General features: G+C 67.5%; 25 protein-coding genes. 18 read left to right on the top strand and 7 right to left on the bottom strand.

What is annotated here, in order from left to right:
* Window positions 1-4 precede the first annotated feature (4 nt).
* From prmA to KEC55_RS02725, 6 genes are all read right to left on the bottom strand, one after another.
* Window positions 5-907 (bottom strand): 50S ribosomal protein L11 methyltransferase, encoded by a 903-nt coding sequence (gene prmA, locus KEC55_RS02700; protein WP_034186386.1) that lies wholly within the window; start codon window positions 905-907, stop codon window positions 5-7.
* Between the two features lie 2 nt (window positions 908-909).
* Entirely contained in the window at window positions 910-2,277 is a 1,368-nt protein-coding gene (accC, locus tag KEC55_RS02705; RefSeq protein WP_176050911.1) for an acetyl-CoA carboxylase biotin carboxylase subunit, read from the bottom strand.
* An 85-nt stretch (window positions 2,278-2,362) separates the two neighbouring features.
* Window positions 2,363-2,836 (bottom strand): acetyl-CoA carboxylase biotin carboxyl carrier protein, encoded by a 474-nt coding sequence (accB, locus tag KEC55_RS02710; protein ID WP_176050910.1) that lies wholly within the window; start codon window positions 2,834-2,836, stop codon window positions 2,363-2,365.
* Window positions 2,837-2,902: 66 nt separating this feature from the next.
* Window positions 2,903-3,355: a type II 3-dehydroquinate dehydratase gene (aroQ, locus tag KEC55_RS02715; RefSeq protein ID WP_282506633.1), complete on the bottom strand. Its 453-nt coding sequence runs from the start codon at window positions 3,353-3,355 to the stop codon at window positions 2,903-2,905.
* 194 nt (window positions 3,356-3,549) lie between these two features.
* Window positions 3,550-4,101 carry a TlpA family protein disulfide reductase gene (locus KEC55_RS02720; protein WP_282506634.1) on the bottom strand — a complete coding sequence of 184 codons (552 nt, stop codon included), beginning with the start codon at window positions 4,099-4,101 and terminating at the stop codon, window positions 3,550-3,552.
* Window positions 4,102-4,108: 7 nt separating this feature from the next.
* The gene (locus tag KEC55_RS02725; protein ID WP_282506635.1) at window positions 4,109-4,753 is read right to left on the bottom strand and encodes a UDP-N-acetylmuramate--alanine ligase; all 645 of its coding nucleotides are present in this window, start codon (window positions 4,751-4,753) and stop codon (window positions 4,109-4,111) included.
* Window positions 4,754-5,001: 248 nt separating this feature from the next.
* Here KEC55_RS02725 and mpl point away from each other — a divergent pair, with 248 nt between their 5' ends.
* The 18 genes from mpl (at window position 5,002) to KEC55_RS02815 (ending at window position 24,876) form a co-directional block, all read left to right on the top strand.
* The gene (gene mpl / locus KEC55_RS02730; RefSeq protein ID WP_176050907.1) at window positions 5,002-6,387 is read left to right on the top strand and encodes a UDP-N-acetylmuramate:L-alanyl-gamma-D-glutamyl-meso-diaminopimelate ligase; all 1,386 of its coding nucleotides are present in this window, start codon (window positions 5,002-5,004) and stop codon (window positions 6,385-6,387) included.
* Window positions 6,384-6,953, top strand: a complete 570-nt coding sequence (locus tag KEC55_RS02735; RefSeq protein ID WP_282506637.1) for a YqiA/YcfP family alpha/beta fold hydrolase — start codon at window positions 6,384-6,386, stop codon at window positions 6,951-6,953. The genes mpl and KEC55_RS02735 overlap by 4 nt, the downstream gene beginning before the upstream one ends.
* 80 nt (window positions 6,954-7,033) lie before the next feature.
* Window positions 7,034-9,121, top strand: a complete 2,088-nt coding sequence (locus KEC55_RS02740) for an RNB domain-containing ribonuclease (RefSeq protein WP_282506639.1) — start codon at window positions 7,034-7,036, stop codon at window positions 9,119-9,121.
* Entirely contained in the window at window positions 9,118-9,984 is an 867-nt protein-coding gene (gene aroE, locus KEC55_RS02745) for a shikimate dehydrogenase (protein WP_282506642.1), read from the top strand. Before KEC55_RS02740 ends, aroE begins: the two co-directional genes overlap by 4 nt.
* Window positions 9,985-9,998: 14 nt before the next feature.
* Window positions 9,999-10,736, top strand: a complete 738-nt coding sequence (gene mtgA, locus KEC55_RS02750) for a monofunctional biosynthetic peptidoglycan transglycosylase (RefSeq protein WP_282506643.1) — start codon at window positions 9,999-10,001, stop codon at window positions 10,734-10,736.
* Between the two features lie 426 nt (window positions 10,737-11,162).
* A complete protein-coding gene (locus KEC55_RS02755; RefSeq protein WP_282506644.1) occupies window positions 11,163-12,773 on the top strand; it encodes a S10 family peptidase in 1,611 nt (536 codons plus the stop codon).
* Window positions 12,774-12,855: 82 nt separating this feature from the next.
* Window positions 12,856-13,257 (top strand): EF-hand domain-containing protein, encoded by a 402-nt coding sequence (locus KEC55_RS02760; protein ID WP_282506646.1) that lies wholly within the window; start codon window positions 12,856-12,858, stop codon window positions 13,255-13,257.
* 349 nt (window positions 13,258-13,606) lie between these two features.
* A complete protein-coding gene (locus KEC55_RS02765; RefSeq protein WP_282506648.1) occupies window positions 13,607-14,506 on the top strand; it encodes an IclR family transcriptional regulator in 900 nt (299 codons plus the stop codon).
* Window positions 14,503-15,528, top strand: a complete 1,026-nt coding sequence (locus tag KEC55_RS02770; protein ID WP_282506649.1) for a 2-dehydro-3-deoxygalactonokinase — start codon at window positions 14,503-14,505, stop codon at window positions 15,526-15,528. Before KEC55_RS02765 ends, KEC55_RS02770 begins: the two co-directional genes overlap by 4 nt.
* Before the next feature lie 22 nt (window positions 15,529-15,550).
* Window positions 15,551-16,228 (top strand): 2-dehydro-3-deoxy-6-phosphogalactonate aldolase, encoded by a 678-nt coding sequence (locus KEC55_RS02775; protein WP_282506651.1) that lies wholly within the window; start codon window positions 15,551-15,553, stop codon window positions 16,226-16,228.
* Window positions 16,228-17,007 (top strand): SDR family oxidoreductase, encoded by a 780-nt coding sequence (locus tag KEC55_RS02780; protein ID WP_282507477.1) that lies wholly within the window; start codon window positions 16,228-16,230, stop codon window positions 17,005-17,007. Before KEC55_RS02775 ends, KEC55_RS02780 begins: the two co-directional genes overlap by 1 nt.
* Window positions 17,008-17,109: 102 nt before the next feature.
* Window positions 17,110-18,105 carry an arabinose ABC transporter substrate-binding protein gene (locus tag KEC55_RS02785; protein WP_176050898.1) on the top strand — a complete coding sequence of 332 codons (996 nt, stop codon included), beginning with the start codon at window positions 17,110-17,112 and terminating at the stop codon, window positions 18,103-18,105.
* A gap of 68 nt (window positions 18,106-18,173) precedes the next feature.
* Entirely contained in the window at window positions 18,174-19,685 is a 1,512-nt protein-coding gene (gene araG, locus KEC55_RS02790) for an L-arabinose ABC transporter ATP-binding protein AraG (RefSeq protein WP_282506652.1), read from the top strand.
* A gap of 70 nt (window positions 19,686-19,755) precedes the next feature.
* On the top strand, window positions 19,756-20,772 hold the full coding sequence (araH, locus tag KEC55_RS02795) for an L-arabinose ABC transporter permease AraH (protein ID WP_176050896.1): 1,017 nt from the start codon (window positions 19,756-19,758) through the stop codon (window positions 20,770-20,772).
* Between the two features lie 29 nt (window positions 20,773-20,801).
* Entirely contained in the window at window positions 20,802-21,617 is an 816-nt protein-coding gene (locus KEC55_RS02800; RefSeq protein WP_282506653.1) for an SDR family NAD(P)-dependent oxidoreductase, read from the top strand.
* Window positions 21,618-21,667: 50 nt separating this feature from the next.
* Window positions 21,668-22,729, top strand: a complete 1,062-nt coding sequence (locus tag KEC55_RS02805) for an aldose 1-epimerase (RefSeq protein WP_282506654.1) — start codon at window positions 21,668-21,670, stop codon at window positions 22,727-22,729.
* A 39-nt stretch (window positions 22,730-22,768) separates the two neighbouring features.
* Window positions 22,769-23,596 (top strand): orotidine-5'-phosphate decarboxylase, encoded by an 828-nt coding sequence (pyrF, locus tag KEC55_RS02810; protein ID WP_282506655.1) that lies wholly within the window; start codon window positions 22,769-22,771, stop codon window positions 23,594-23,596.
* 221 nt (window positions 23,597-23,817) lie between these two features.
* Window positions 23,818-24,876 carry a haloacid dehalogenase-like hydrolase gene (locus KEC55_RS02815; RefSeq protein ID WP_282506656.1) on the top strand — a complete coding sequence of 353 codons (1,059 nt, stop codon included), beginning with the start codon at window positions 23,818-23,820 and terminating at the stop codon, window positions 24,874-24,876.
* A 36-nt stretch (window positions 24,877-24,912) separates the two neighbouring features.
* Here the strand turns inward: KEC55_RS02815 and KEC55_RS02820 are convergent, their stop codons facing one another.
* Entirely contained in the window at window positions 24,913-25,413 is a 501-nt protein-coding gene (locus KEC55_RS02820) for a CinA family protein (RefSeq protein ID WP_069245538.1), read from the bottom strand.
* Between the last annotated feature and the right edge of the window lie 19 nt (window positions 25,414-25,432).

The following is a 25,432-nucleotide window of genomic DNA, read 5'->3' on the forward strand; positions in this document are numbered from 1 at the left end:
TATTCTAATGGCTTTCGCGCCGGGTTCCGGCGAGGCATACCCAACCTTCGTGTTCACGCCAGACCGAGATGTCGACGTAGCGCGCGTAGACGGCCGCGACTTCGTCCGCCTGGCGCGCGAGCACGCCCGACAGCGCGATGCGCCCGCCCGGTTTGACCTTCGATGCGAGCATCGACGCCATCAGCTTCAGCGGGTTCGACAGGATGTTCGCAACCACGATGTCGAATTCTCCGTCCGGGCATGCGTCGGGCAGCCCGTACGTGACTTCCGCACGGTTGCGCTCGCTGTTCTGGCGCGCCGATTCGACGGCTTGCGGATCGATGTCGATGCCGATCACGGGGTTCGCCCCGCATTTCTTCGCGAGGATCGCGAGAATGCCCGAGCCGCAGCCGTAGTCGAGCACCGACTGGCCGGGTTTCACCGACTGTTCGAGCCACTCCATGCACAGGCGGGTAGTGGGGTGGCTGCCGGTGCCGAATGCGAGGCCCGGATCGAGTTCGAGGACGAGCGCATCGGGATCGGGCGCATCGTGCCACGACGGCACGACCCAGATTCGCTCGCCGATCGGGATCGGCTCGAACTGCGATTGCGTGAGCCGCACCCAGTCCTGTTCCTCGACTTCGCGGACGACGAACTTCGGCGTTTCGGCGATGCCGATTTCGTTTGCAGCCGCGGCGAGCAGCACGGCCGGCTCATGGTCGGCCGACAGCAGCGCGACCACGCGCGAGTGCTGCCACGCGGTGCGGTCGGGCACGAGGCCCGGCTCGCCGAAGAGCGGCTGTTCGTCGGGCGTGTCGGCGTCGGCGTCCTCGACGGACACCGACAGCGCGCCGAGGTCGAGCAGCGCGTCGGACAGCGCCTCCGCATGCTCACGGGCCAGTTCGACGACGAGTTCGCGATAGCTCATGCTTACGCTTCTTCCGGTGCGACCTGCTGCTTCTGCGCGAGCCGGTTTTCGAGGTAGTGGATGCTGGTGCCGCCTTCGACGAACTTCGAGTCGATCATCAGCTCGCGGTGCAGCGGGATGTTGGTCTGGATGCCTTCGACGACCATTTCCGACAGCGCGATGCGCATCCGGCGGATCGCCTGTTCGCGCGTCGCGCCGTAGGTGATCAGCTTGCCGATCATCGAATCATAGTTCGGCGGCACGAAATAGCCATTGTAGGCGTGCGAGTCGACGCGTACGCCGGGGCCGCCCGGCGTATGCCACGACGTGATCCGGCCCGGCGACGGCGTGAACTTGAACGGATCTTCGGCGTTGATCCGGCATTCGATCGCATGTCCGCGGAACTGGACGTCGCGCTGGCGCAGCGTGAGCTTCTCGCCGGCCGCGATGCGGATCTGTTCCTGCACGATGTCGACGCCCGTGATCAGCTCCGATACCGGGTGCTCGACCTGCACGCGCGTGTTCATCTCGATGAAGTAGAACTCACCGTTTTCGTACAGGAATTCGAACGTGCCGGCCCCGAGGTAGCCCATCTTCTTGCACGCGTCCGCGCAGCGGTCGCCGATGCGGTCGATCAGGCGGCGCGGAATACCGGGCGCCGGCGCTTCCTCGATCACCTTCTGGTGGCGGCGCTGCATCGAGCAGTCGCGCTCACCCAGCCAGATCGCGTTCTTGTACGCGTCCGACAGCACCTGGATCTCGATGTGGCGCGGGTTCTCGAGGAACTTCTCCATGTACACCTGCGGGTTGCCGAACGCACGGCCGGCTTCCTCGCGGGTCATGTTGACCGCGTTGACGAGCGCGGCCTCGGTGTGTACGACGCGCATCCCGCGCCCGCCACCGCCGCCTGCCGCCTTGATGATGACCGGATAGCCGATCGCGCGCGCAATCTTGACGATCTCCTTCGGATCGTCCGGCAACGCGCCTTCCGAGCCCGGCACGCACGGCACGCCGGTCTTGATCATCGTCTGCTTCGCGGTGACCTTGTCGCCCATCATGCGGATCGTTTCCGGGCGCGGGCCGATGAACGTGAAGCCCGACTGCTCGACGCGTTCCGCGAAATCGGCGTTCTCCGACAGGAAGCCGTAGCCGGGGTGGATCGCTTCGGCGTCGGTGACTTCCGCGGCGCTGATCAGCGCCGGCATGTTCAGGTAGCTCAGGTTCGACGGGGCCGGGCCGATACAGACGGCTTCGTCCGCGAGGCGCACGTACTTGGCTTCCTTGTCGGCTTCCGAGTAGACGACCACCGTCTTGACGCCGAGCTCGCGGCACGCGCGCTGAATGCGCAGCGCGATTTCACCGCGGTTGGCAATGAGGATTTTTTCAAACATAGCGAGTATTCGTCTCTTCGAGGGGCGCGCGAACGGCGCCTGGCGAGCATCGGCGGCGCGCGGCCGACAGGGCCGCGCGGCGGGCTTAGCCGATCACGAAAAGCGGCTGGCCGTATTCGACGGCCTGGCCGTTCTCGACGAGGATTTCCTTGATCACGCCGGCCTTGTCCGACTCGATCTCGTTGAGCAGCTTCATCGCTTCGATGATGCAGATCGTCTGGCCTTCCTTGACCGTGTCGCCGACCTGGACGAACGGGTCCGCGCCCGGCGACGGTGCGCGATAGAACGTGCCGACCATCGGCGACGTCACGATGTGGCCCTGCGGGACGGCCGGTGCGGCAGCGCCGCCCGCGGCCGGCGCGGCAGCGCCTTCGGTCGGCAGCGCGACCGACGGAGCGGGCGCGCTGACTTGCGGGGCATACCCAGCCGTCGGCTGCACGTAGATCGGCGGCGCGTTCTTGACGATGCGCACCTTGCCTTCGCCTTCCGTCACTTCCAGCTCGGAGATGCCGGATTCGGAAACGAGGTCGATCAGAGTTTTCAGCTTACGAAGATCCATCGGGAATTCCCCTTTCAATACGTGAAAGCGCCGGTTAGGGGCCGGCGCTGAATCTAGATCGCGAAATCAGCCGCGCGACGTGCCTTGCAGCTTGTCCAGCGCGTACTCGAGCGCGTACAGATAACCTTTCCAGCCAAGCCCGCAGATGACGCCTTCGGCCTGGTCGGAAAAGTAGGAGTGGTGCCTGAACGCTTCGCGGCGATGGACGTTCGACAAGTGAACCTCGACGAACGGGATGCCAACGCCGGCGATCGCGTCCCGGATCGCGACGCTCGTGTGCGTATACGCGGCCGGATTGATCAGGATGAAATCGGTCTGTTCCTCCCGCGCGGCCTGGATGCGGTCGACCAGCGCACCTTCATGGTTGCTCTGGAACGACGACAGCTCGGCACCGGCTTCCCCGGCGCGCGCGGCAAGCGCCTGATCGATCTGTGCGAGCGTGACGCGGCCGTACACCTCCGGTTCCCGGGTGCCGAGAAGGTTCAGGTTGGGGCCGTGCAGCACCAGCAATCGTGTCATGGTCGCTTCTATTTCTGCGGAATTGCGCGAACTTTAGCGCTATTTAGAGAAATTTGTCTAGTTTTGCCGAACGGCCGGGCGCGCCGGACCTGCAAGAATTACCGGCATGGATGCAAAGTATCGGCGAATTCACGCGAAATTGCGGCGATCGACGGGCAAATCGCCGCCAACTTGCGGGTCGCCGTTCGGGCCGGTTACAGCGCGTCGAGCGTCTTTTTCAGCTCGGCTGGTTGGATTTGTCCCAATTTTGTCTCGCGAATCTTGCCGGTTTCGTCGATCACGACCGTAAACGGCAGCGCGCCGGCAGTATTTCCAAAATTACGGGCCAGATCGGCACCTGCATAACCGCTGACGAAGACCGGATAGTCGACCTTCACCTTTTGCAGGAAGTTCTTCACGTTCTGCTCGGAATCGACGCCGATCCCGATGAAACGGATGCCTTTCTGCTTGTACTGGTGTGACAGCGCGACGAGCTCGGGCATCTCCTCGACGCATGGGCCGCACCACGACGCCCAGAAATTGACGACGACCTTCTGGCCCTTGAAGGTGGCCAGCGTGGCCGGCTTGCCGTCGGTGCCCGTCAGCGACGACGCCCACAACTGCTCGACCGGATTGCCCTGCGCGGCGGGCGCGGCGACGGCGACACCGTCGTCGGCGCTGCCGCGGAACCAATGGCCGGCGGTGAGCCCGCCGGCAACGGCGGCGGCCGCGACGACCGCGAGCGCCAACATGCGTTTCATCATCATCGTTGAATCATTCCGGTTCGGAAGGGGTCTTGCCTGCTTCGACGAGCGCGCGCAGCGCGGCGGCATCCGCGCGGGCGACGCGGCCGCGCGCGTCGGCCTTGACCGCGCCGCGCAGGTCGTCGCTCGCATAGAGCGCGAGGTGGATGCCGATCGCATCCACGTCGCGCCGCGGGCGCCACAGGAAGCTGAGCGTCTCGACGTCGGCGCGGCCCGCGAAGTGCCGCGTCTCGGATACGTCGTACTGGACGTTCTGGTTCAGCAGGTAGATGGCGACGTCCTTCGGGTTGTCGGTGAATGCCTGCAAATGGATATCCGAATGGGCGTTCGCGGTGCCGTTCAGCACGGCGCCCGTCACATAAGGATGGAACTCGGCGAGCCGGCGCATCCAGTCGAGCGCGATCTCGCGCAGGCGGCGCAGTTCGTCCGGCTGCGTGTCGCTCTGGAACAGCGCGAGGTACTCGCGCAGTTCTTCCTCGATCTGGTCGTTATCCGGCAGCCATTCGCCGGCAACGCGCGAATCGCCCAGCAACTGGCGCGCGGCCTTGCGTTTCGCGCCGGCGTAGTCGAGGCCGTCCTCCGCGATCAGGCGGGCGGCGGATTGGGCGATTTCCTCGCGGACACGCCACGGGTCGAGAAGGGATTTGCGAGACATGATCCGGCAATCATACTCGATCGCCGAAGCGCCCGAGCGCGGGTGCGGCGGGCTGCCGCCCGGCACGCGGCCGGCGTTCGCTTGCATCGTTCGGGCCGCCGGGCAGCGCAGGCCGTCAGTTACAATAGCCATCTTTATGTCGCGGCAAAAGTCGTTGGCCAGGCGCCGGTCGCGCGGCTCGTCCGGCGCACCGCACACACATCCTTTCCGAATCGACGGCGCCCGGCGGCGCGAAAGCATTCATCTCTATGCACATCCACATTCTTGGCATCTGCGGCACCTTCATGGGCGGTCTCGCCGTACTCGCGCGCGAGGCGGGCCACACGGTGACGGGTTGCGACGCGGGCGTCTATCCGCCGATGAGCACGCAGCTCGAGGCGCAGGGCATCACGCTGATCGAGGGCTACGGTGCCGAACAGATCGACCTGAAACCGGACTTGTTCGTGATCGGCAACGTCGTCACGCGCGGCAATCCGCTGATGGAGGCGATCCTCGATCGCGGCCTGCCGTACGTGTCGGGCCCGCAGTGGCTCGGCGAGCACGTGCTGGCCGGCAAATGGGTGCTCGCGGTCGCGGGCACGCACGGCAAGACGACCACGTCGTCGATGCTCGCGTGGCTGCTGGAAGACGCGGGCCTGAATCCGGGCTTCCTGATCGGCGGCGTGCCGCTGAACTTCGGCGTGTCGGCGCGGCTCACCGATTCGAGCTTCTTCGTGATCGAGGCCGACGAGTACGACACCGCGTTCTTCGACAAGCGCTCGAAGTTCGTCCACTACCGGCCGCGCACGGCGGTGCTGAACAACCTTGAATTCGATCACGCCGACATCTTCCCCGATCTCGCCGCGATCGAGACGCAATTCCACCATCTCGTGCGTACCGTGCCCGGCGTCGGCCGGATCGTCACGAACGGCCGCTCGGACGCGCTCGAGCGCGTGCTGGCGCGCGGCTGCTGGAGCGAGGTCGAGCGGTTCGGCGTCGACGGCGGCTGGCAGGCGCTGCCGGCCGAGGACGGCGTGCCGGTCGACGAGCGCTTCGCGGTGTACTCGAAGGCCGAGCGCGTCGGCGAAGTCGCATGGCAGGTGCAGGGCGATCACAACCGGATGAATGCGCTCGCGGCGATTGCCGCTGCGCGCCACGTCGGCGTGCCGCCCGCGCAGGCTGCCGAATCGCTCGCGTCGTTCCGCAACGTGAAGCGCCGCATGGAAGTGCGCGGCAGCGTCGACGGCGTGACCGTCTACGACGATTTCGCGCACCATCCGACTGCGATCGAAACCACGATCGCCGGCCTTCGTGCGCGCATCGGCCGCCAGAATGCCCGCATCCTCGCCGTGCTCGAGCCGCGCTCGAACACGATGAAGCTCGGCGTGATGAAGTCGCAGTTGCCGGCCAGCCTCGCCGATGCCGATCTCGTGTTCGGCTACGGCGCCCCGACGGGGCGCGATGCGCTCGGCTGGAATCTCGCCGAAGCGCTGGCGCCGCTCGGCGATCACGCGCGCGCGTTCGACGATCTTCACCTGCTGGTGAAGGCGGTGGTGGAGGCCGCGCGCCCGGGCGACCACGTGCTCGTGATGAGCAACGGCGGCTTCGGCGGCGTGCACCAGAAGCTGCTCGATGCGCTCGGGAGCCGCACGTGATCCTGTATCTGCACGGTTTCCGGTCGTCGCCGGAATCGCAGAAGTCGCGGCAGCTCGCCGCGCGCATGGCCGAACTCGGCCGCACCGACGAGTGGCGGTGCCCGTCGCTGTCGGTGTCGCCGCTCGAGGCGATCGCGGTCGCGGAAGCCGAGGTGGCCGGTGCACGCGATGTCACCGTCGTCGGCAGCTCGCTCGGCGGCTATTACGCGACGTGGCTGGCCGAAAAGCACGGCTGGAAGGCCGTGCTGCTGAATCCGGCCATCGTGCCGCAACGCGATCTCGAGCAGCATCTGGGCGAACAGCCGCTGTATCACGGCGGCGGCACGATCGTCGTCGAACGCCGTCACCTGCATGAGCTCGACGCGCTGCGCGTGCCGGCGATCACGCGCGCCGAACGCTACTATCTGTTCGCGGCGACCGGTGACGAAGTGCTCGATTACCGCGAGATGCTGGCCCATTACCCGGGCGCGAAAACCCGCGTGATCGACGGCAGCGATCACGGGATCAGCGAATTTGCCGACTATGTCGACGACGTTCTCGCCTTTTGCGACGAAAAGACGTCTTGAACCGGCCATGTGCCGATCGAATCCCCATCATCATGCGGCGCCGCCAATGTGGCGCCGGGCAGTCTGAACGAGAGTACTGAGTGAACGTTTTCTTCGAGGAATCGGGCAGTTTCAAGGCGGGCAGCGTGCTGTCGCGCCAGGGCGATGCATTTCAGGTCGAGTTGCCCGGCGGGCGGCGGGCAAAGGTACGCGCGAAAGACGTGCTGATCGAATTCGAGAAGCCGGCCGCGGGCGAGCTGATGCAGGAGGCCGACACGGCCGCGCAGCAGATCGACCTGGATTTTCTGTGGGAATGCGCGCCGGCCGACGAGTTTGCCTATACGGCGCTGGCCGCCGAGTACTTCGGCACGACCTATGGCCCGGTCGAGCGCGCGGCGCTCGTGCTGCGGCTGCATGGCTCGCCCGTCTACTTCCGCCGCAAGGGTCGCGGCCAGTACCAGCGCGCGCCGGAAGAGCAACTCAAGATGGCGCTCGCGTCGCTCGAGCGCAAGCGCCAGCAGGCGCTGGTGCAAGCGCAGTATGAAGAGGAGCTGAAGGCCGGCAAGCTGCCGGAAGCGTTCGCGGGCAAGGTGCTCGGGCTGCTGACGCGGCCGGACAAGAACGCGATCGAATACAAGGCGATGGAAGCGGCGGCCGGCGCGCGTGGCGTGTCGCCGGCGCGTCTGATGCTCGACTGCGGCGGCATCGCGTCGCCGCGTGCGCTGCACGAGGCGCGCTTCCTCGCGGAATTCTTCCCGCACGGCACGGGCTTTCCGCCCGTCACGGTCGGCGCGCTGCCGGACGACCTGCCGCGCGCGAACGTCGAGGCGTTCTCGATCGACGACGTCACGACGACGGAAATCGACGATGCGTTCTCGGTCGAGCATCTGTCGGACGGCCGGGTGCGGATCGGCGTGCACATCGCGGCGCCGGCGCTCGGCATCGTGCGCGGCGACGCGGTCGATGCGATCGCGCGCACGCGCCTGTCGACCGTCTACATGCCGGGCGACAAGATCACGATGCTGCCGGACGACGTCGTCGACGTGTTCACGCTGAAGGAAGGCGATTACCGTCCGGCGCTGTCGCTGTACATCATCGTCAACCGCGAAACGCAGGACATCGTCGCGAACGAGACGCGCGCCGAGCTGGTGTTCGTGAAGAACAACCTGCGCCACAACACGCTCGACGAGCTCGTCAACGAAGAGACGCTCGCGGCAGGCACCGGCGAGTATCCGCACAAGGACGACATCGCCGTGCTGTGGCCGCTCGCACAGGCGCTGTTCGAGAAGCGCCAGGTTGCGCGCGCAGGCTACGGCCTGAAGCGTGAGGTGCAGCGCAACACCGATTACAACTTCTACGTCGAAGGCGAGCAGGTGTCCATCACGCCGCGCCGCCGCGGGTCGCCGCTCGACCTGATCGTGTCGGAGCTTGCGATCCTCGCGAACTCGACCTGGGGCGCGTTCCTGCACGACCACACGGTGCCGGGCATCTACCGCTCGCAGCGCGGCTTCGGCGCACCGGGCCCGAAGCGCACGCGGATGCAGACGACGGCCGCGCCGCACGAAGGCCTCGGCGTGCCGCAGTACGCGTGGAGCACGTCGCCGCTGCGCCGTTACGTCGACCTCGTGAACCAGTGGCAGCTGCTCGCGTGCGTGCAGCATGGCGTCACCGCGAAGCTCGCCGCGCCGTTCAAGCCGAAGGACGCCGACCTGTACGCGGTCGTTCAGGGCTTCGACGACACCTACACGGCCTACGCCGACTACCAGCGCCGGATGGAGTACTTCTGGTGCCTGCGCTGGCTCGCGCAGGAGCAGAAGAAGCACGTCGTCGCGAGCGTCGTGAAGGGCGATCTCGTGCGCCTCGAGGAAATTCCGCTGCTGCTGCATGTGCCGGGCCTCGGCGTGCACGCGCGCGGCACGCGCGTGCTGCTTGACGTGATGTCGCTCGACGAGCTGACGATCGAAGCGTCGGTGCGGCTGCTGAACGTGCTCGACGCGCCGGCCGTGACGAGCGGCGACGCGGCCGAGGAAGAGGATGACGCCGAAGGCGCCGACGACACGCTGGTCGACGCGGAAGACGCGTCGGCGGAAACCGAGGCGGAAGCACTGGCCGAAGCCGGCAGCGCGGACGCAGGTGCCGGCGGCGAAGCCGCGGGCGGCAACGAGAGCGAAGAGGGGCGCGCATCATGAACGCGATTGCGTCGACGAGCGGCGCCGACCGCTATGTCGTGTTCGGCAACCCGGTGGCGCACAGCAAGTCGCCGTTCATCCACGCGCAGTTCGCCGCGCAGACGGGCGAGGCGATCGACTACGCGCACCGGCTCGCGCCGGTCGACGGCTTTGAAGCCGCCGTGCGCGCCTTCGTCGCCGAAGGCGGCCGCGGCGCGAACGTGACGGTACCGTTCAAGCTCGAAGCGCATGCGCTGGCCGATTCGCTGTCGCCGCGTGCGGCGGCGGCAGGCGCGGTGAATACGCTGCGCATCGATGCCGACGGCCGTATCCACGGCGACAACACCGACGGCGTCGGCCTCGTGCGCGACATCGAAGCGAATCTCGGCGTGTCGCTCGCGGGCGCACGCATCCTGCTGCTCGGCGCGGGCGGGGCGGCGCGCGGCGTCGTGCTGCCGCTGCTCGACCGTGCACCGCTGTCGATCACGATCGTGAACCGCACGGCGAGCAAGGCCGAGGCGCTCGTCGGCCAGTTCATGCAGGCCGCGCACGATGCGGGCTGCACGCTCGCGGGCGGCGGTCCCGACGTGGTGCGCGCGGAGCCGTACGACGTGGTGATCAACGCGACGGCCGGCAGCCTCGATGCCGCCCTGCCGGAATGCGACGCGGCCGCGTTCGGCGCGGGCACGCTCGCGTACGACATGATGTACGGCGCGCAGCCCACCGTGTTCATGCAGCATGCGGCGTCGCTCGGCGCGCGCACGGCCGACGGGCTCGGGATGCTCGTCGAACAGGCGGCCGAGTCGTTCTTCATCTGGCGCGGCGTGCGGCCGGACGGCGCGCCTGTGCTGGCCGCGCTGCGCCAGGCGCTCGCGGCGAGCTGACCGGAGCGCGGCACGTGGTGGCGGTGAGCGACACGCAGCGCACGCGACCGGTGAGCCTCGCTCGCTGGATCGTCTATGCGGGATCGGTGTTCGCGGGCGCGTGGCTCGCGACGCAGCTGTTCTATCTCGCGCAGATCGCGTTGTGGTCGTTCGTGAACCCGGGCTCGACCGCGTTCATGCGCACCGACGCGTGGTGGCTGTCGCGCGCCACGCCGCCCGCGCAGATCCAGCATCAGTGGGTGCCGTACGACCAGATCTCGCGCAACCTGAAGCGCGCGCTGATCGCCTCCGAAGACTCGACCTTCGCGACCAACAACGGCTACGACGTCGACGCGATCCTGCAGGCGTGGGAGAAGAACAAGGCGCGCGGCAAGATCGTCGCGGGCGGTTCGACGATCACGCAGCAGCTCGCGCGCAACCTGTTCCTGTCGCGCGAGAAGAGCTACATCCGCAAGGGCCAGGAGCTCATCATCACGTGGATGCTCGAAGCGGTGCTCGACAAGGAGCGCATCTTCGAGATCTACCTGAATTCGATCGAGTGGGGCCGCGGCGTGTACGGCGCCGAGGCGGCCGCACGCTATTACTACAAGGTCCCCGCGAGCCGGCTCGGCGCGTGGCAGTCGGCGCGTCTCGCGGTGATGCTGCCGAAGCCGCGCTGGTTCGACGCGCATCGCGGCTCGGCCTACCAGGCGCAGCGCGCGGCGGTCATCGCGCGCCGCATGGGCGCGGCCGAGTTGCCGCAATCGGAGTGAACGGCGCGAGCGCGCCGTCGCATTGTCCGTTCCGTCGCCCGTGCGCCATTGGTGCGCTGCAGCGCGTTCGTGTCGCACGCATTTCGGGCCACATCCTTTAGACGAATTCGTCTATTTCGCGTTACTGAGCAATGCCCGCGACCGTGTGGTTTTGTTTGCCGATATGGCACGAAATCCGCCTTTTTTTAGTCGCCACGGGTAAACGCGAAAGTCGCTGAAAGCAACGTGAAATGCAACGTTTCACGATTCGAAGCATTCCTGAAAGGTGTGCGCCGCACCCTCCGCCAGCCAAATATTTCAAAATTTTTCAAAGCTGACGGGCTCGCGTATATTGGCCAGCGCCTCGGCTTATCGGCCGCAATCGAGGCGGGGGGCGGCTTATCCGGCTGCTCGACACAAAAAACATCCGAGAGAAGGAAAGCAACGATGCCAGCGAGCAAAGCGAAGCTGTTGTTGGGGGTGGTGTTTTCTTCGCTGATTCTGACGGCCTGCAACGACGACGTGACATCGTCCGCTGCTGCGAGCGCCGACAATTCAGCCGATCCCGCCAGTCAGGTGGACAGGGCGTACAACGATCCCAATAGTTATTCGTCGAGCGCGAACGCGTCGCTCGACGCCTCCGCCGCGGTCGAAAAAGCGGCTGTCACGCATCACCAGATCACACTGAACGGCAAGACGATCCGGTACACGGCCACGGCCGGCCACCTCGTCGCGCGCAATCCGCAGACCGGCGCGCCCGAAGCGTCGTTCTTCTATGTCGCCTACACGGCCGACAACCAGCCGGCGGCGAAGCGGCCCGTCACGTTCCTGTACAACGGCGGCCCGGGCTCGGCATCCGTGTGGCTGCACCTCGGCTCGTTCGGCCCGCGTCGGATCCAGACGGGCGACCCGAACGCGAACACGTCGACGTTCCCGTTCGTCGACAACCAGGAAAGCCTGCTCGACACGACCGACCTCGTGTTCGTCGATGCGATCGGCACCGGCTTCTCCGAAGCGATCGCACCGAACACGAACCAGACATTCTGGGGCGTCGACCAGGACGGCGGCGCGTTCCGCGATTTCGTCACGCGCTACCTCGCCGTGAACCAGCGCAGTGCTTCGCCGAAATACCTGTTCGGCGAATCGTACGGCACGCCGCGCACCGACGTGCTCGCGAACCTGCTGGAGACGGCCGGCGTGAAGCTCGACGGCGTTGTGCTGCAGTCGTCGATCCTGAACTACAACACGAACTGCGACATGGCGAGCGACTACATCGGCAACTCGAACAACGGATCGAGCCCGGTGAGCTGCGCGGGCTTCGTGCCGTCGTACGGGACCGTCGGCGCGTACTACCAGCTCGACAATCCGAACCCGTCGAGCCTGCCGCAGTACGCGGACCAGATGCGCCTGCTGACGGCCGGCAGCTACGCGCCCGCCGTGAACGCGTACCTCGCGAGCCATACGCCGCCGCCGCCGAACCTCGTCACGACGATGGTGAATGCGACCGGCGTGAAGCAGTCGCTGTGGAATGCGAACTTCAACGTGATCCCGACCTTCTTCGACAACAGCTTCCAGCTGTCGCTGGTCCCGGGCACGCTGATCGGCCGCTACGACGCGCGCGTGAACGTGCCCGTGTCGAGCCCGCTCGCGGCGGACGGCGATCCGTCGAGTTCGTTCATCACGAAGCCGTTCACCGACACGATCGGCAGCTATTTGCCGAACGAGCTGAAGTACACCGCGCAGTCGGCCTATTCGGTGAGCAGCAATGCGATCAACACGTGGGACTGGACGCACGACGGGCTCGCGATGCCCGACACGATCCCCGACCTGGCAGCGGCGCTGACGTTGAACCCGCAACTGAAGGTGCTGTCGCTGAACGGGTATCACGACATCGCGACGCCGTTCTACCAGACCGAGCTGGACCTCGCGCGGCTCGGAACCCAACCGAACCTGACGATCAAGGACTATCAGGGCGGACACATGGTCTATCTCGACGATACGTCGCGTCCGCAGGAGAAAGCCGACCTCGTGACCTTCTACAACGCGGCCGCGCACTGATGCTGCGCCGGGCCGGCGACGGGCGCCCGCGGTGGCGCCGTTCGCCGGCCGTCGACGACCTCATTCCAGACTGGAGCCTGATATGAAGAAACGTTTCATCGTCGTTGCCGCGGCGCTCGCATGCGCCGGCGCCGCAGCATCCGTATCCGCGTTCGCGCAGGCGAGCGACGCCGCCGCACCGGCGCGTGCGCGCCAGGCGCAGCTCGGCGATCCGTACGTGCCGCCGGCCGCTCGAAAGGCGACCGCCGGCACGCAGACGACGGGCGCCGCGCTGCATGCGCAGGTGGTGCGCAAGCTCGCGAGCCAGTTCAGCGCGGCCGACACGCAGAACACGGGTGCGATCACCGAATCGCAGGCGCGCGCGGCTGGCCTCGGCTATGTCGCGAACCACTTCCGGCAGATCGACGCGGGCGGCAACGGGCGCGTGTCGTTCGCGGACGTGCAGCGCTACATGCAGGCACGCAGCACGAGCAGCCAGCAGTAAGCGCGGCGTATCGTGGGCAAACGGGGGCGGAACCTGCGACACGGCGGGTTCCGCCCCCGTGTTCATGGTGCGGCTGTTGCGTCGCACCTGCCGCCGGCATTCGCTAAATTCTCATTATCTGGACAACGCATTCAAATATTGGAGACGAGTGCGTGCGCTCCTACAATCCGAAGCACATCGACAGCTTCGGACCCACGCATCGCGCGGCGCCCGTCGCACACGGAGACACCTTCCATGAAGTTCGCCGGGCGCTTTACTCGGTGCATCGACCGCCGCCACGCCGCAGCACGGAACCCTGTTCCGGCGCCGCGCGAGCGGCTTCACCGATTCCGTTGAAGAAGCCCGTTCCATGACCAAGATGCCCGATTCCCTTACCCTCGACGCCCGGCGCGCGACGCCGGACGATGTATCGCTGACCGACAGCATCGGCGCGACCAGCACGCCGCTGGATCTCGCCGCGCAGCAGGCCGGCACGCAGACGCTGCTGCGCGGCCTCGCGATCCTCGAGGCGATCGCGAACGGCGCGCGCGACATGCGTGCGATCGGCGCGGCGCTCGGGACGACGCGCAGCACCACGCACCGTCTCGTCAGCAGCCTCGTGCAGGCGCGCTACCTGCGCCAGGTGCAGGGCGGCTACCTGCTCGGCCCGAAGCTGATCGAGCTCGGCACGATCGCGCTCGAGCAGATGCCGCTCACCGCGGTGGCGCGGCCGCATCTCGAAGCGCTCGCGGAAGCGACGCTCGACACGATCCACCTCGGCGTGCGCGACGGCGACGACGTGCTGTACATCGACAAGATTCCCGGCACGCGCGGCCTCGAGATGCGCTCGCGCGTCGGTCACCGGATGCCGCTCGCGTCGACCGGCATCGGCAAGGCGATGATGCTCGACCTCGATCCGGACCTGTGGCGCTCACTGTTCGAAGCCGCGCGGCGCGCGCTGGCCGGCGTCAATTTCAAGCCCGACAACCGGCCCGAGACGAGCGCGTTCCTGCAGCGCATGGCCCACTACGCGGCCGGCGGCTATACGTTCGACCTCGAGGAAAACGAGGCGTCGATCCGCTGCGTGGCCGCACCGATCCGCGATGCGTCGGGCACGGTCGTGGCGGCCGTGTCGGTCGCAAGCACCATTCCGTACATGCCGCACGACCGGATGGACGAACTGATTCCACTCGTGCAGCGCGAAGCGCGAGCCATTTCCGCGGAACTGGGCTGGAGCCCGCCGCAGGGTACCCGCAGGATCAAACGATGAGCAATTCGACCCGGCCCGTTCCGGATGCCAGCTCCGCCACCCCGTCGCTGATCGCGCTCGACTGGGGCACGACGTCGCTGCGCGCTTACCTGTACGACGCGCACGGTGCGTTGCTCGACACGCGCAGCCGCGCGGCGGGCGTGATGCAGGTGCCGGGCGGCGGCCCGCGTGCGTTCGACGCCGTATTCGAGGAAGCGTGCGGCGACTGGCTCGACCGCACGCCGGGCCTGCCGGTGCTCGCCGCCGGGATGGTCGGCAGCGCGCAAGGCTGGCGCGAGGCGCCGTACGTTGCGGTGCCGGCCGGTGCCGACGCGCTCGTCGCGGGCCTCATCACGGTGACGACGTCGCGTGGCGCGACGGTCTCGATCGTGCCGGGCGTGATTGCGACGGGCGAACTGCCCGACGTGATGCGCGGCGAAGAAACGCAGATATTCGGTGCACTCGCGAGCGATCCGATGCTTGGCGCCGATCGTTCAGGGGTACTGATCGGATTGCCGGGTACGCATGCGAAATGGGCGTGGGTGAAGGACGGGCTGATCGAGCGTTTCCAGACCTTCATGACGGGCGAGCTGTTCGCGGTGTTGCGCGACCACACGATCCTCGGCCGCACGATGCGCGTGGGCGCCTCACCCGACCGCGCTGCGTTCTTGCGCGGCGTGTCGGTTGCACGCGGTGCGCAGCGCACGGGGTTGCTCGCGACGATTTTCAGCACGCGCACGCTCGGGCTGACCGACCGGCTTGCGCCCGATGCGCAGGGCGATTACCTGTCGGGCCTGCTGATCGGCCATGAGCTCAACGCGCTCGATGCGATGCTCGCGGAGCGCGGCGTCGCGCTCGCGGACCAGCCGTTGCTGCTGATCGGCGCCGCCGCTTTGTGTGCGCGCTACGTCGATGCGCTCCAGGTATTCGGCCACACGCACGCGCAGGTCGTCGCGCATGCAACGGAGCGTGGCCTGTGGCGGATCGCGTCGCGCGCCGGGCTCGTGAGCGCGGACGGCGAGCCCGTCTGCGCCAACCCATGAAACGATTGCAGAGGAATCCCTGATGTCGTCCGACCTTACGTTACCCGCGCCGTACGCGCCCCATGCCGCACTGATGCGCGCGTTCGACGCGTGCCCGCTGATCGCGATCATGCGCGGGATCACGCCCGCCGAAGCGGCCGACCACGGCCATGCGCTGTACGAAGCGGGCTTCCGGATCGTCGAGGTGCCGCTCAACTCGCCGGATCCGTTCGACAGCATCGCGGCGCTGCGGCGCGCGCTGCCCGATGACGCAATCGTCGGCGCGGGCACCGTGCTGCGTGCCGAGTACGTTGACCGCGTGCAGGATGCGGGCGGCGCGCTGATCGTGATGCCGCACAGCGACGCGGCCGTGATCCGCCGCGCCCGCGAGCGCGGCCTGGCGAGCGCACCGGGCGTCGCTACGCCGACCGAAGCGTTCGCGGCACTCACGAACGGCGCCGACGTACTGAAGATGTTCCCGGCCGAACAGCTCGGCGTACCGGTCGTGAAGGCATGGCGCGCGGTGATCGACCGTGCGGTGCCGCTGATCCCGGTCGGTGGAATTTCGCCCGACAACATGGCGCCGTTCCTCGACGCCGGTGCGAACGGCTTCGGGCTCGGCTCGGCGCTGTTCCGGCCCGGCCAGTCGGCCGACACGACGGCGGCGAACGCACGCGCGTTCCAGGCCGGCTTGCGCGTCGCGCGCGGCGGAGCCGCATGATGCGCCGCCTCGCGGACAAGGTCGCGATGGTGACGGGCGCGGGCCGGGGCATCGGCGCCGCGATCGCCCGCGCATTCGTTCGCGAGGGCGCGGCCGTCGCGCTCGTCGATCTCGACTTCCCGCAGGCACAGCACACGGCCGCCGCGATTGCGCGCGAATTCGACGGCGCGCGCGTGTTGCCGCTGGAGGCCGACGTCGCGCGACAGGATGCGGTGCGCGATGCGCTCGCGCAGACCGAAGCGGCGTTCGGCCCGCTCGACGTGCTCGTGAACAACGCAGGCATCAACGTGTTCGCCGATCCGCTGACGATGACCGACGACGACTGGCGCCGCTGCTTCGCGGTCGATCTCGACGGCGTGTGGCACGGGTGCCGCGCGGCGCTGGAGGGGATGGTCGAACGCGGTCGCGGCAGCATCGTGAACATCGCGTCGACGCACGCGTTCAGGATCATCCCGGGCTGCTTTCCGTACCCGGTCGCGAAGCACGGCGTGCTCGGTCTCACGCGCGCGCTCGGCATCGAATACGCGGCGCGCAACGTGCGCGTGAACGCGATCGCACCGGGCTACATCGAGACGCAGCTCACGCGCGACTGGTGGGACGCGCAGCCCGATCCGGCTGCCGCGCGCGCCGAGACGCTCGCGCTGCAACCGATGAAGCGCATCGGCCGGCCGGAGGAAGTCGCGATGACGGCCGTGTTCCTGGCGTCCGACGAGGCGCCGTTCATCAATGCCGCATGCATCACCGTCGACGGCGGGCGTGCGGCGCTGTACCACGACTGACGCAACGATTCGAAAGACCGCACGTGCGACGGCCGCGCGCACGCTGCGTCGAAACCAACAAGCGGCTGCATCCTGTTCGATGAAGACAAGGAGACACTGGAGATGAAACGCAGAACGTTCGTAACGCTGGCCGCCGCGGCCGCGGTGGTGATGGGGAGCCCGGTCGTGCACGCGGCCGACCCGGTCAAGATCGGCTTCCTGGTGAAGCAGCCGGAAGAGCCGTGGTTCCAGGACGAGTGGAAGTTCGCCGAGATGGCCGCGAAGCAGAAGGGCTTCACGCTCGTGAAGATCGGCGCGCCGTCCGGCGAGAAAGTGATGAGCGCAATCGACAACCTGTCGGCGCAGAAGGCGCAGGGCTTCATCATCTGCACGCCCGACGTGAAGCTCGGGCCGGGCATCGTCGCGAAGGCGAAGTCGCACAACCTGAAGATGATGACGGTCGACGACCGCCTCGTCGACGGCGCGGGCAAGCCGATCGAGGCCGTGCCGCACATGGGGATCTCCGCGTACAACATCGGCAAGCAAGTCGGCGACGGCATCGCGGCCGAGATCAAGAAGCGCGGCTGGGACATGAAGGACGTCGGCGCGATCGACATCACCTACGAGCAGCTGCCGACCGCGCATGACCGCACGAGCGGCGCGACCGACGCGCTGGTGGCCGCCGGCTTCCCGAAGGCGAACGTGATCGCGGCGCCGCAGGCGAAGACCGACACGGAAAACGCATTCAACGCGGCCAACATCGCGCTCACGAAGAACCCGCAGTTCAAGCACTGGGTGGCGTACGGCCTGAACGACGAGGCCGTGCTCGGCGCGGTACGCGCGGCCGAAGGGCGCGGCTTCAAGGCCGACAACATGATCGGCATCGGCATCGGCGGTTCCGATTCGGCGCTGAACGAGTTCAAGAAGCCGCAGCCGACGGGCTTCTACGGCACCGTGATCATCAGCCCGAAGCGCCACGGCGAGGAAACCTCGGACCTGATGTACACGTGGATCACGCAGGGCAAGGCACCGCCGGCGCTGACGCTGACGACGGGCATGCTCGCGACGCGCGACAACGTGTCGAAGGTACGCGACGAGATGGGGCTCGCGTCGAAGTAAGCGGCCCGCCGGCTGCCGCGGCGAAGCGGCGGCCGGCGGTCGATCGATTCCGGAAGTGGAGAGACGACGTGTCAGCGGCACTGCGTTTTGACAATATCGGCAAGGTGTTTCCCGGCGTGCGCGCACTCGACGGCATTTCGTTCGACGTGCATGCGGGCGAAGTGCATGGCCTGATGGGCGAGAACGGCGCGGGCAAGTCGACGCTGCTGAAGATTCTCGGCGGTGAATACCAGCCCGATGCGGGCAGCGTGCTGGTCGACGGCCAGTCCGTGCAGTTCGCGAATGCGGCCGCGTCGATCGCGGCCGGCATCGCGGTGATTCACCAGGAGCTGCAGTACGTGCCCGACCTGACGGTCGCGGAGAACCTGCTGCTCGGCCGCCTGCCGAACGCGTTCGGCTGGGTGAGGAAGCGCGAGGCGAAGCGCTACGTGCGCGAGCGCCTCGCGGCGATGGGCGTCGATCTCGATCCCGACGCGAAGCTCGGGCGGCTGTCGATCGCGCAGCGGCAGATGGTCGAGATCTGCAAGGCGCTGATGCGCAATGCGCGCGTGATCGCGCTCGACGAACCGACGAGCTCGCTGTCGCATCGCGAGACCGAGGTGCTGTTCAAGCTCGTCGACGACCTGCGCGCGCAGGGCCGTGCGCTGATCTACATCTCGCACCGGATGGACGAGATCTACCGGCTCTGCAATGCGTGCACGATCTTCCGCGACGGGCGCAAGATCGCGTCGCACGAATCGCTCGCCGACGTGCCGCGCGAACGGCTCGTCGCCGAGATGGTCGGGCGCGAGATTTCGGACATCTACCATTACGCGCCGCGCGCGCTGGGCGACGTGCGGTTCTCCGCCGAAGGCGTCGACGGCCATGCCCTGCGCGAACCGGCGAGCTTCTCGGTGCGCGCGGGCGAGATCGTCGGCTTCTTCGGGCTGGTCGGCGCGGGCCGCAGCGAGCTGATGCGGCTCGTGTACGGCGCGGACCACCGGCGCGCGGGCGTGCTGACGCTCGACGGCGCGCGCATCGACGTGAAGCGCACCGGCGACGCGATCCGCCACGGCATCGTGCTGTGCCCCGAGGACCGCAAGGAAGAAGGGATCATCGCGATCGCGTCGGTCGCGGAGAACATCAACATCAGCTGTCGCCGCCATTCGCTGCGCGCGGGGTTGTTCATCAACCGCAAGGCCGAAAGCGAAACGGCCGACCGCTTCATCCAGCGGCTGAAGATCAAGACGCCGAACCGGCGCCAGAAGATCCGCTTCCTGTCGGGCGGCAACCAGCAGAAGGCGATCCTGTCGCGCTGGCTGGCGGAGCCCGACCTGAAGGTCGTGATCCTCGACGAACCGACGCGCGGGATCGACGTCGGTGCGAAGCACGAGATCTACGACGTGATCTACCGGCTCGCGGAGCGCGGCTGCGCGATCGTGATGGTGTCGTCGGAGCTGCCGGAAGTGCTCGGCGTGTCCGACCGCATCGTCGTGATGCGTGAAGGCCGGATCGCCGGCGAGCTGCCGCGCGAGCAGGCGGACGAACACGCGGTGCTGAGCCTTGCGCTGCCGCAGACGAGCGCGGTCGAGGCGGCCTGACGCGATACACGACATTCGAATCGAACACGCGCGGCGCGGGCCGCGCGATGCAGGAGCAGGAGACACCATCATGCAAGTCAACGAAAACCTTGCCAGCGCCGCCGTGAAGCCCACGGCCGACGCGCTGGTTCCGCAGCAGGGCGACCGCCAGAAGTGGTGGCAGCATCTGACCGAATACAGCCTGATCGCGATCTTCGCGGTGATGTTCATCACGATGTCGCTGACCGTCGATCACTTCTTCTCGATCGACAACATGCTCGGCCTCGCGCTGTCGATCTCGCAGATCGGCATGGTCGCGTGCACGATGATGTTCTGTCTCGCGTCGCGCGACTTCGACCTGTCGATCGGCTCGACCGTCGCGTTCTCCGGCGTGTTGTGCGCGATGGTGCTGAACGCGACCGACAACACGTTCGTCGCGATCATCGCGGCGGTCGCGGCCGGCGCCGCGATCGGCTTCGTGAACGGCGCGGTGATCGCGTACCTGCGCATCAACGCGCTGATCACGACGCTCGCGACGATGGAAATCGTGCGCGGGCTCGGCTTCATCGTGTCGAAAGGGCAGGCGGTCGGCGTGTCGTCGGACACCTTCATCGCGCTCGGCGGGTTGTCGATGTTCGGCGTGTCGCTGCCGATCTGGGTCACGCTGCTGTGCTTCATCGCGTTCGGCGTGCTGCTGAACCAGACCGTGTACGGCCGCAACACGCTCGCGATCGGCGGCAATCCCGAGGCATCGCGACTCGCGGGGATCAACGTCGAACGTACGCGCGTGTACATCTTCCTGATCCAGGGCGCGGTGACGGCGCTCGCGGGCGTGATCCTCGCATCGCGCATCACGTCGGGCCAGCCGAACGCCGCGCAGGGCTTCGAGCTGAACGTGATCTCCGCGTGCGTGCTCGGCGGCGTGTCGCTGATGGGCGGCCGCGCGACGATCTCCGGCGTCGTGATCGGCGTGCTGATCATGGGCACCGTCGAGAACGTGATGAACCTGCTGAACATCGACGCGTTCTACCAGTACCTGGTGCGCGGCGCGATCCTGCTCGCGGCCGTGCTGCTCGACCAGCTGAAGAACCGCGGCGTACGCGACTGACCCGACCTGTTTCCACGGAGACGAACCGCATGACCATCGACACTTCCGCGTCCGGCCCGCAGGCAGCGAGCCTCGCGCGCTACGCACGCTACCCGAGCCTCGAGGATCGCGCGGTGCTGATCACGGGCGGCGCGACCGGCATCGGCGCGGCGTTCGTCGAACACTTCGCCGCGCAGGGCGCACGCGTCGCGTTCGTCGACCTCGACGCGGCCGCCGGCGCCGCGCTGGCGGACAGCCTCGCGCACGTGCCGCACGTACGTCACGCGCCGCTGTTCATCCAGTGCGACCTGACCGACATCGATGCGCTGCGCCATGCGATCGACGCGATCCGTGCGCGTATCGGCGCGATCGCGGTGCTCGTGAACAACGCGGCGAACGACACGCGCCATGCGATCGGCGACGTGACGCCCGATTCGTTCGACGCGGGCATCGCGGTGAACCTGCGCCACCAGTTCTTCGCCGCGCAGGCGGTGATCGACGACATGAAGCAGCAGGGCGGCGGCGCGATCATCAATCTCGGCTCGATCAGCTGGATGCTGAAAAACGGCGGCTATCCCGTCTACGTGATGGCGAAGGCGGCCGTGCAGGGCCTGACGCGCGGCCTCGCGCGCGACCTCGGCCCGTTCGGCATCCGCGTGAATTCACTGGTGCCGGGCTGGGTGATGACCGACAAGCAGCGCCAGTTGTGGCTCGACGATGCGGGCCGTGCGGCGATCAAGGCCGGCCAGTGCATCGACGCCGAGTTGCTGCCGGCCGACCTCGCGCGCATGGCGCTGTTTCTCGCGGCCGACGACAGCCGGATGATCACCGCGCAGGACGTGATCGTCGACGGCGGCTGGGCCTGACCGTTCGCACCGAACTGCATCGTTTCTTCGACGAAGGAAAGGAGTTCACCATGACCGCCACGTCCTCGCGCGCATCGTCGTCCACCAGCCAGTCGCGCCGCGCGCGCCTGGCCGCCGCCGCGCAGCCGGTCAGCCCCGGCCCGCAGACGGCCGCGTTCGCGCAGGGCGTCGGCGCCGCGCATGCGGCCGCCGTGACACTGTCGAACGCGTCGCTGCGGCTCGACGTGCTGCCGCACCTTGGCGGCGGCATCGCGCGCTTCGACTGGCGCGGCGACAACGGCGCGCTGATGCCGGTGTTCCGCCGCTGCGAGCACCCGGAGGCGGCGACGGACCCAAACGAACTCGCGTGTTATCCGTTGCTGCCTTACTCGAACCGGATCGGCGACGGGCGTTTCGAGTGCGACGGACGCAAGGTCGCGGTGCCGCGCAATCGCCGCGACGAGCCGCTGCCGATCCACGGCGACGGCTGGCTCGAGCCGTGGCAGGTGGACGATGCGACCGACACGACGCTGCAGTTGTCGCTCGATCGCACCGGCGGTGCGCCGTATGCGTTCCGCGCGATCCAGTCGTTCGAACTCGACGACGCGACGCTGTCGATCGCGCTGACGATCGAGAACGCGGGGCGCGCACGGCTGCCGTTCGGGCTCGGCGTGCATCCGTTCCTCGTGCGCGACGCCGTGACCGAACTGGCCGCGGCGGCTGGCGGGCTGTGGCTGTCGGGCGCCGATTTCCTGCCGGTGCGGCACGTGAGCGTGCCGCCGGCCTGGCAATTTGGCGTCGCGTATCCGTTGCCGGCCGCGCTCGTCAATCACGCGTTCACCGGCTGGGGCGGCCACGCGACGGTGAGCTGGCCGCGCCGCGGGCTGTCGCTGACGGTCGCGGCCGACGCCGACGCGTACGTGCTCTACACGCCGCCGGGCGAGGATTTCTTCTGCTTCGAGCCGGTCGATCATCCGATCAATGCGGTGAACCTGCCGGGCGGCGCGACCGCGCACGGGATGACGCTGCTCGCGCCCGGCGAGCGGCTGACGCGGCGGTTCGCGTTCACCGTCGAGCGTGCCGATGCGCGCAGTAATGCCGCGACACGCGAGGGACGCCGGCGACGCGGGTAAAATACGCGGTCTACCAACGGTTTGCCGCGAGTACCCGCCATGTCTTCCCCGCTTACTTTCATTGAATCGCTGCGCGCCGCGTGGCAGCGCACGAATTCGCTGCTGTGCGTCGGCCTCGATCCCGAGCCGTCGCGTTTCCCCGTGCAGTTCGACGGCCAGCCCGACGCGATCTTCGAATTCTGCCGGCAGATCGTCGACGCGACCGCCCAATACGCGAGCGCGTTCAAGCCGCAGATCGCCTACTTCGCCGCGCATCGCGCGGAAGACCAGCTCGAGCGCCTGATCGCGCACATCCACCTCCAGCATCCGGGTCTGCCCGTGATCCTCGACGCGAAGCGCGGCGACATCGGCAGCACAGCCGAGCAGTACGCGCGCGAAGCGTTCGAGCGCTATCGCGCGGACGCCGTCACGGTGAACCCGTACATGGGCTACGACTCGGTCGAGCCGTACTTCGAGCACGATGGCAAGGGCGTGATCGTGCTGTGCCGCACGTCGAACCCGGGCGGTTCCGATCTCCAGTTCCTCGAAACGGGTGGCCGCCCGCTGTACCAGGTCGTGGCCGACCTCGCGGCGAACAAGTGGAACGCGAAGAACGGCCAGCTCGGCCTCGTGGTCGGCGCGACGTTCCCGAAGGAAATCGAGATCGTCCGCGGGATCGTCGGCGACATGCCGCTTCTGATCCCCGGCATCGGCGCGCAGGGCGGCGACGTGCAGGCGACCGTCAACGCGGGCCGCACGGCCGACGGCACCGGCATGATGGTCAACTCGTCGCGCGCGATCCTGTACGCGAGCAAGGGCGAGGATTTCGCCGAAGCCGCGGCGCTCGCCGCGCAGAAGACGCGCGATACGATCAACGCGCATCGCTGATCGCGGTTGGTGACGGCTGCCCACACGGGCGGCCGGTTCAGGCAGGCCCGCGTTCGCGGGCCGGTGCCGCTTTCTTCGCTTTACCCCCTCCGTTTCCCCGCCGTACTGACGCACACGAGCAACTTCCCGTCGCTTCCGCACTGCATGCCCGCGCGCCAATCGCGCGATGCTCCCGCTTGTCATCGATCTGTAACGAAACTGTCAAGAAAGGGAGTGACGCCATGCCCAAGCTTTCCCGACGTTTTCTGAGCGCGCTTGCCGCATCGCTGTGCATGAGCTTCGCCCATGCGGCGGACCTGTCGCACTGGCCGGCCGACAGCGCGAAGGCGCTGAACGCGATGATCGCCGCACATGCGCACCGCGGCGACTACGCGGTATTCGACGCCGACAACACGACCTACCGCTACGACCTCGAAGAGTCGCTGATGCCGTACCTCGAGAACCGCGGCGTGCTGACGCGCGACACGCTCGACCCGTCGCTGAAGCTGATCCCGTTCAAGGATTCCGCCGACTACAAGGAATCGCTGACGAGTTATTACTACCGGCTCTGCGAGATCGACGATCTCGTCTGCTACCCGTGGATCGCGCAGGCGTTCGCCGGGCAGTCGCTCGCCGACCTGAAGCGCCACGTCGACGCGATGCTCGCCGACGGCAAGCCGATCCCGATCCGCTACTGGCAAGGCGACAAGGTGGTCGACGGCACGGTGAACCCGCCGCGCTTCTTTCGCGGGATGCAGGAGCTGTACAACGCGCTGCGCGAGAACGGCATCGAGGTCTACGTGATGACGGCCGCGCACGAGGAGCTCGCGCGGCTCGTGCTGTCCGACCCGAAGTACGGCTACAACGTGAAGCCGCAGAACGTGATCGGTGTGACGACGCTGCTGCGCAACCAGGCGACCGGCGCGCTGACCACGTCGCGACTGCAGATCAAGGCCGGCAAGTACGACGAGGCGGCGAACCGCAGCCTGGTGATCACGCCGTTCCTGATGAACCCGATGACGTGGTACGAAGGCAAGCTCGGCTCGATCGTCGGCTGGATCGACCAGTGGAAGAAGCCGGTGCTCGTCGCCGGCGACACGCCGACGTCCGACGGCTACATGCTGCTGAATGCGACCGACGTCGCGCGCGGCGGCGTGCGCGTGTGGGTCAACAAGAAGGACAAGCAGATGGCGCAGATCCGCGCGTGGTCGGACGAATCGGCCGCGAAGCAGAAGTCGCTCGGCCTGCCGGTGACGGCGGACAAGAACTGGATCGTCGTGAAGCCCGACGCGATTCAGTAAGCGGGCAAGCGGGGCGCGTCACGCGCCCCGGCCCGATCAGCCTTCGCGTTCGTCGAGCAGCTTCAGCAGCCCGCGCAGCGCATGCGCGGCTGCCTGCGTGCGGATCTGCTCGCGGTCGCCCTTGAACACGAGCGTCTCGACGTCGGTATGCAGCCGGTTGCTCCAGCCGAACGACACGGTGCCGACCGGCTTCTTCTCGCTGCCGCCGGCCGGGCCCGCGATGCCCGTGACGGACAGCGCGACCTGCGCGCGGCTGTTGCGCAGCGCGCCTTCGGCCATCGCGCGCGCGACGGGCTCGCTGACGGCGCCGTACTTGTCGATCAGGTCGGGCGGCACGCCGATCATCTCGATCTTGGCCTGGTTCGAGTACGTGACGAAGCCGCGCTCGAACCACTGGCTGCTGCCGGAGATGTCGGTGATCGCCGCGGCGATCATGCCGCCGGTGCAGGATTCGGCGGTGGCGAGCGTGAGGTGCTCGTCACGCAGCTTGTTGCCTGCGCGGATCGCAAGCTGATGGACGACGGAATCGGTTGGCATGCGCGTCGGGAAACGGGAG

Origin of the sequence: Burkholderia cepacia (assembly GCF_029962485.1) — a bacterium.
Taxonomy (GTDB): Bacteria; Pseudomonadota; Gammaproteobacteria; order Burkholderiales; family Burkholderiaceae; genus Burkholderia.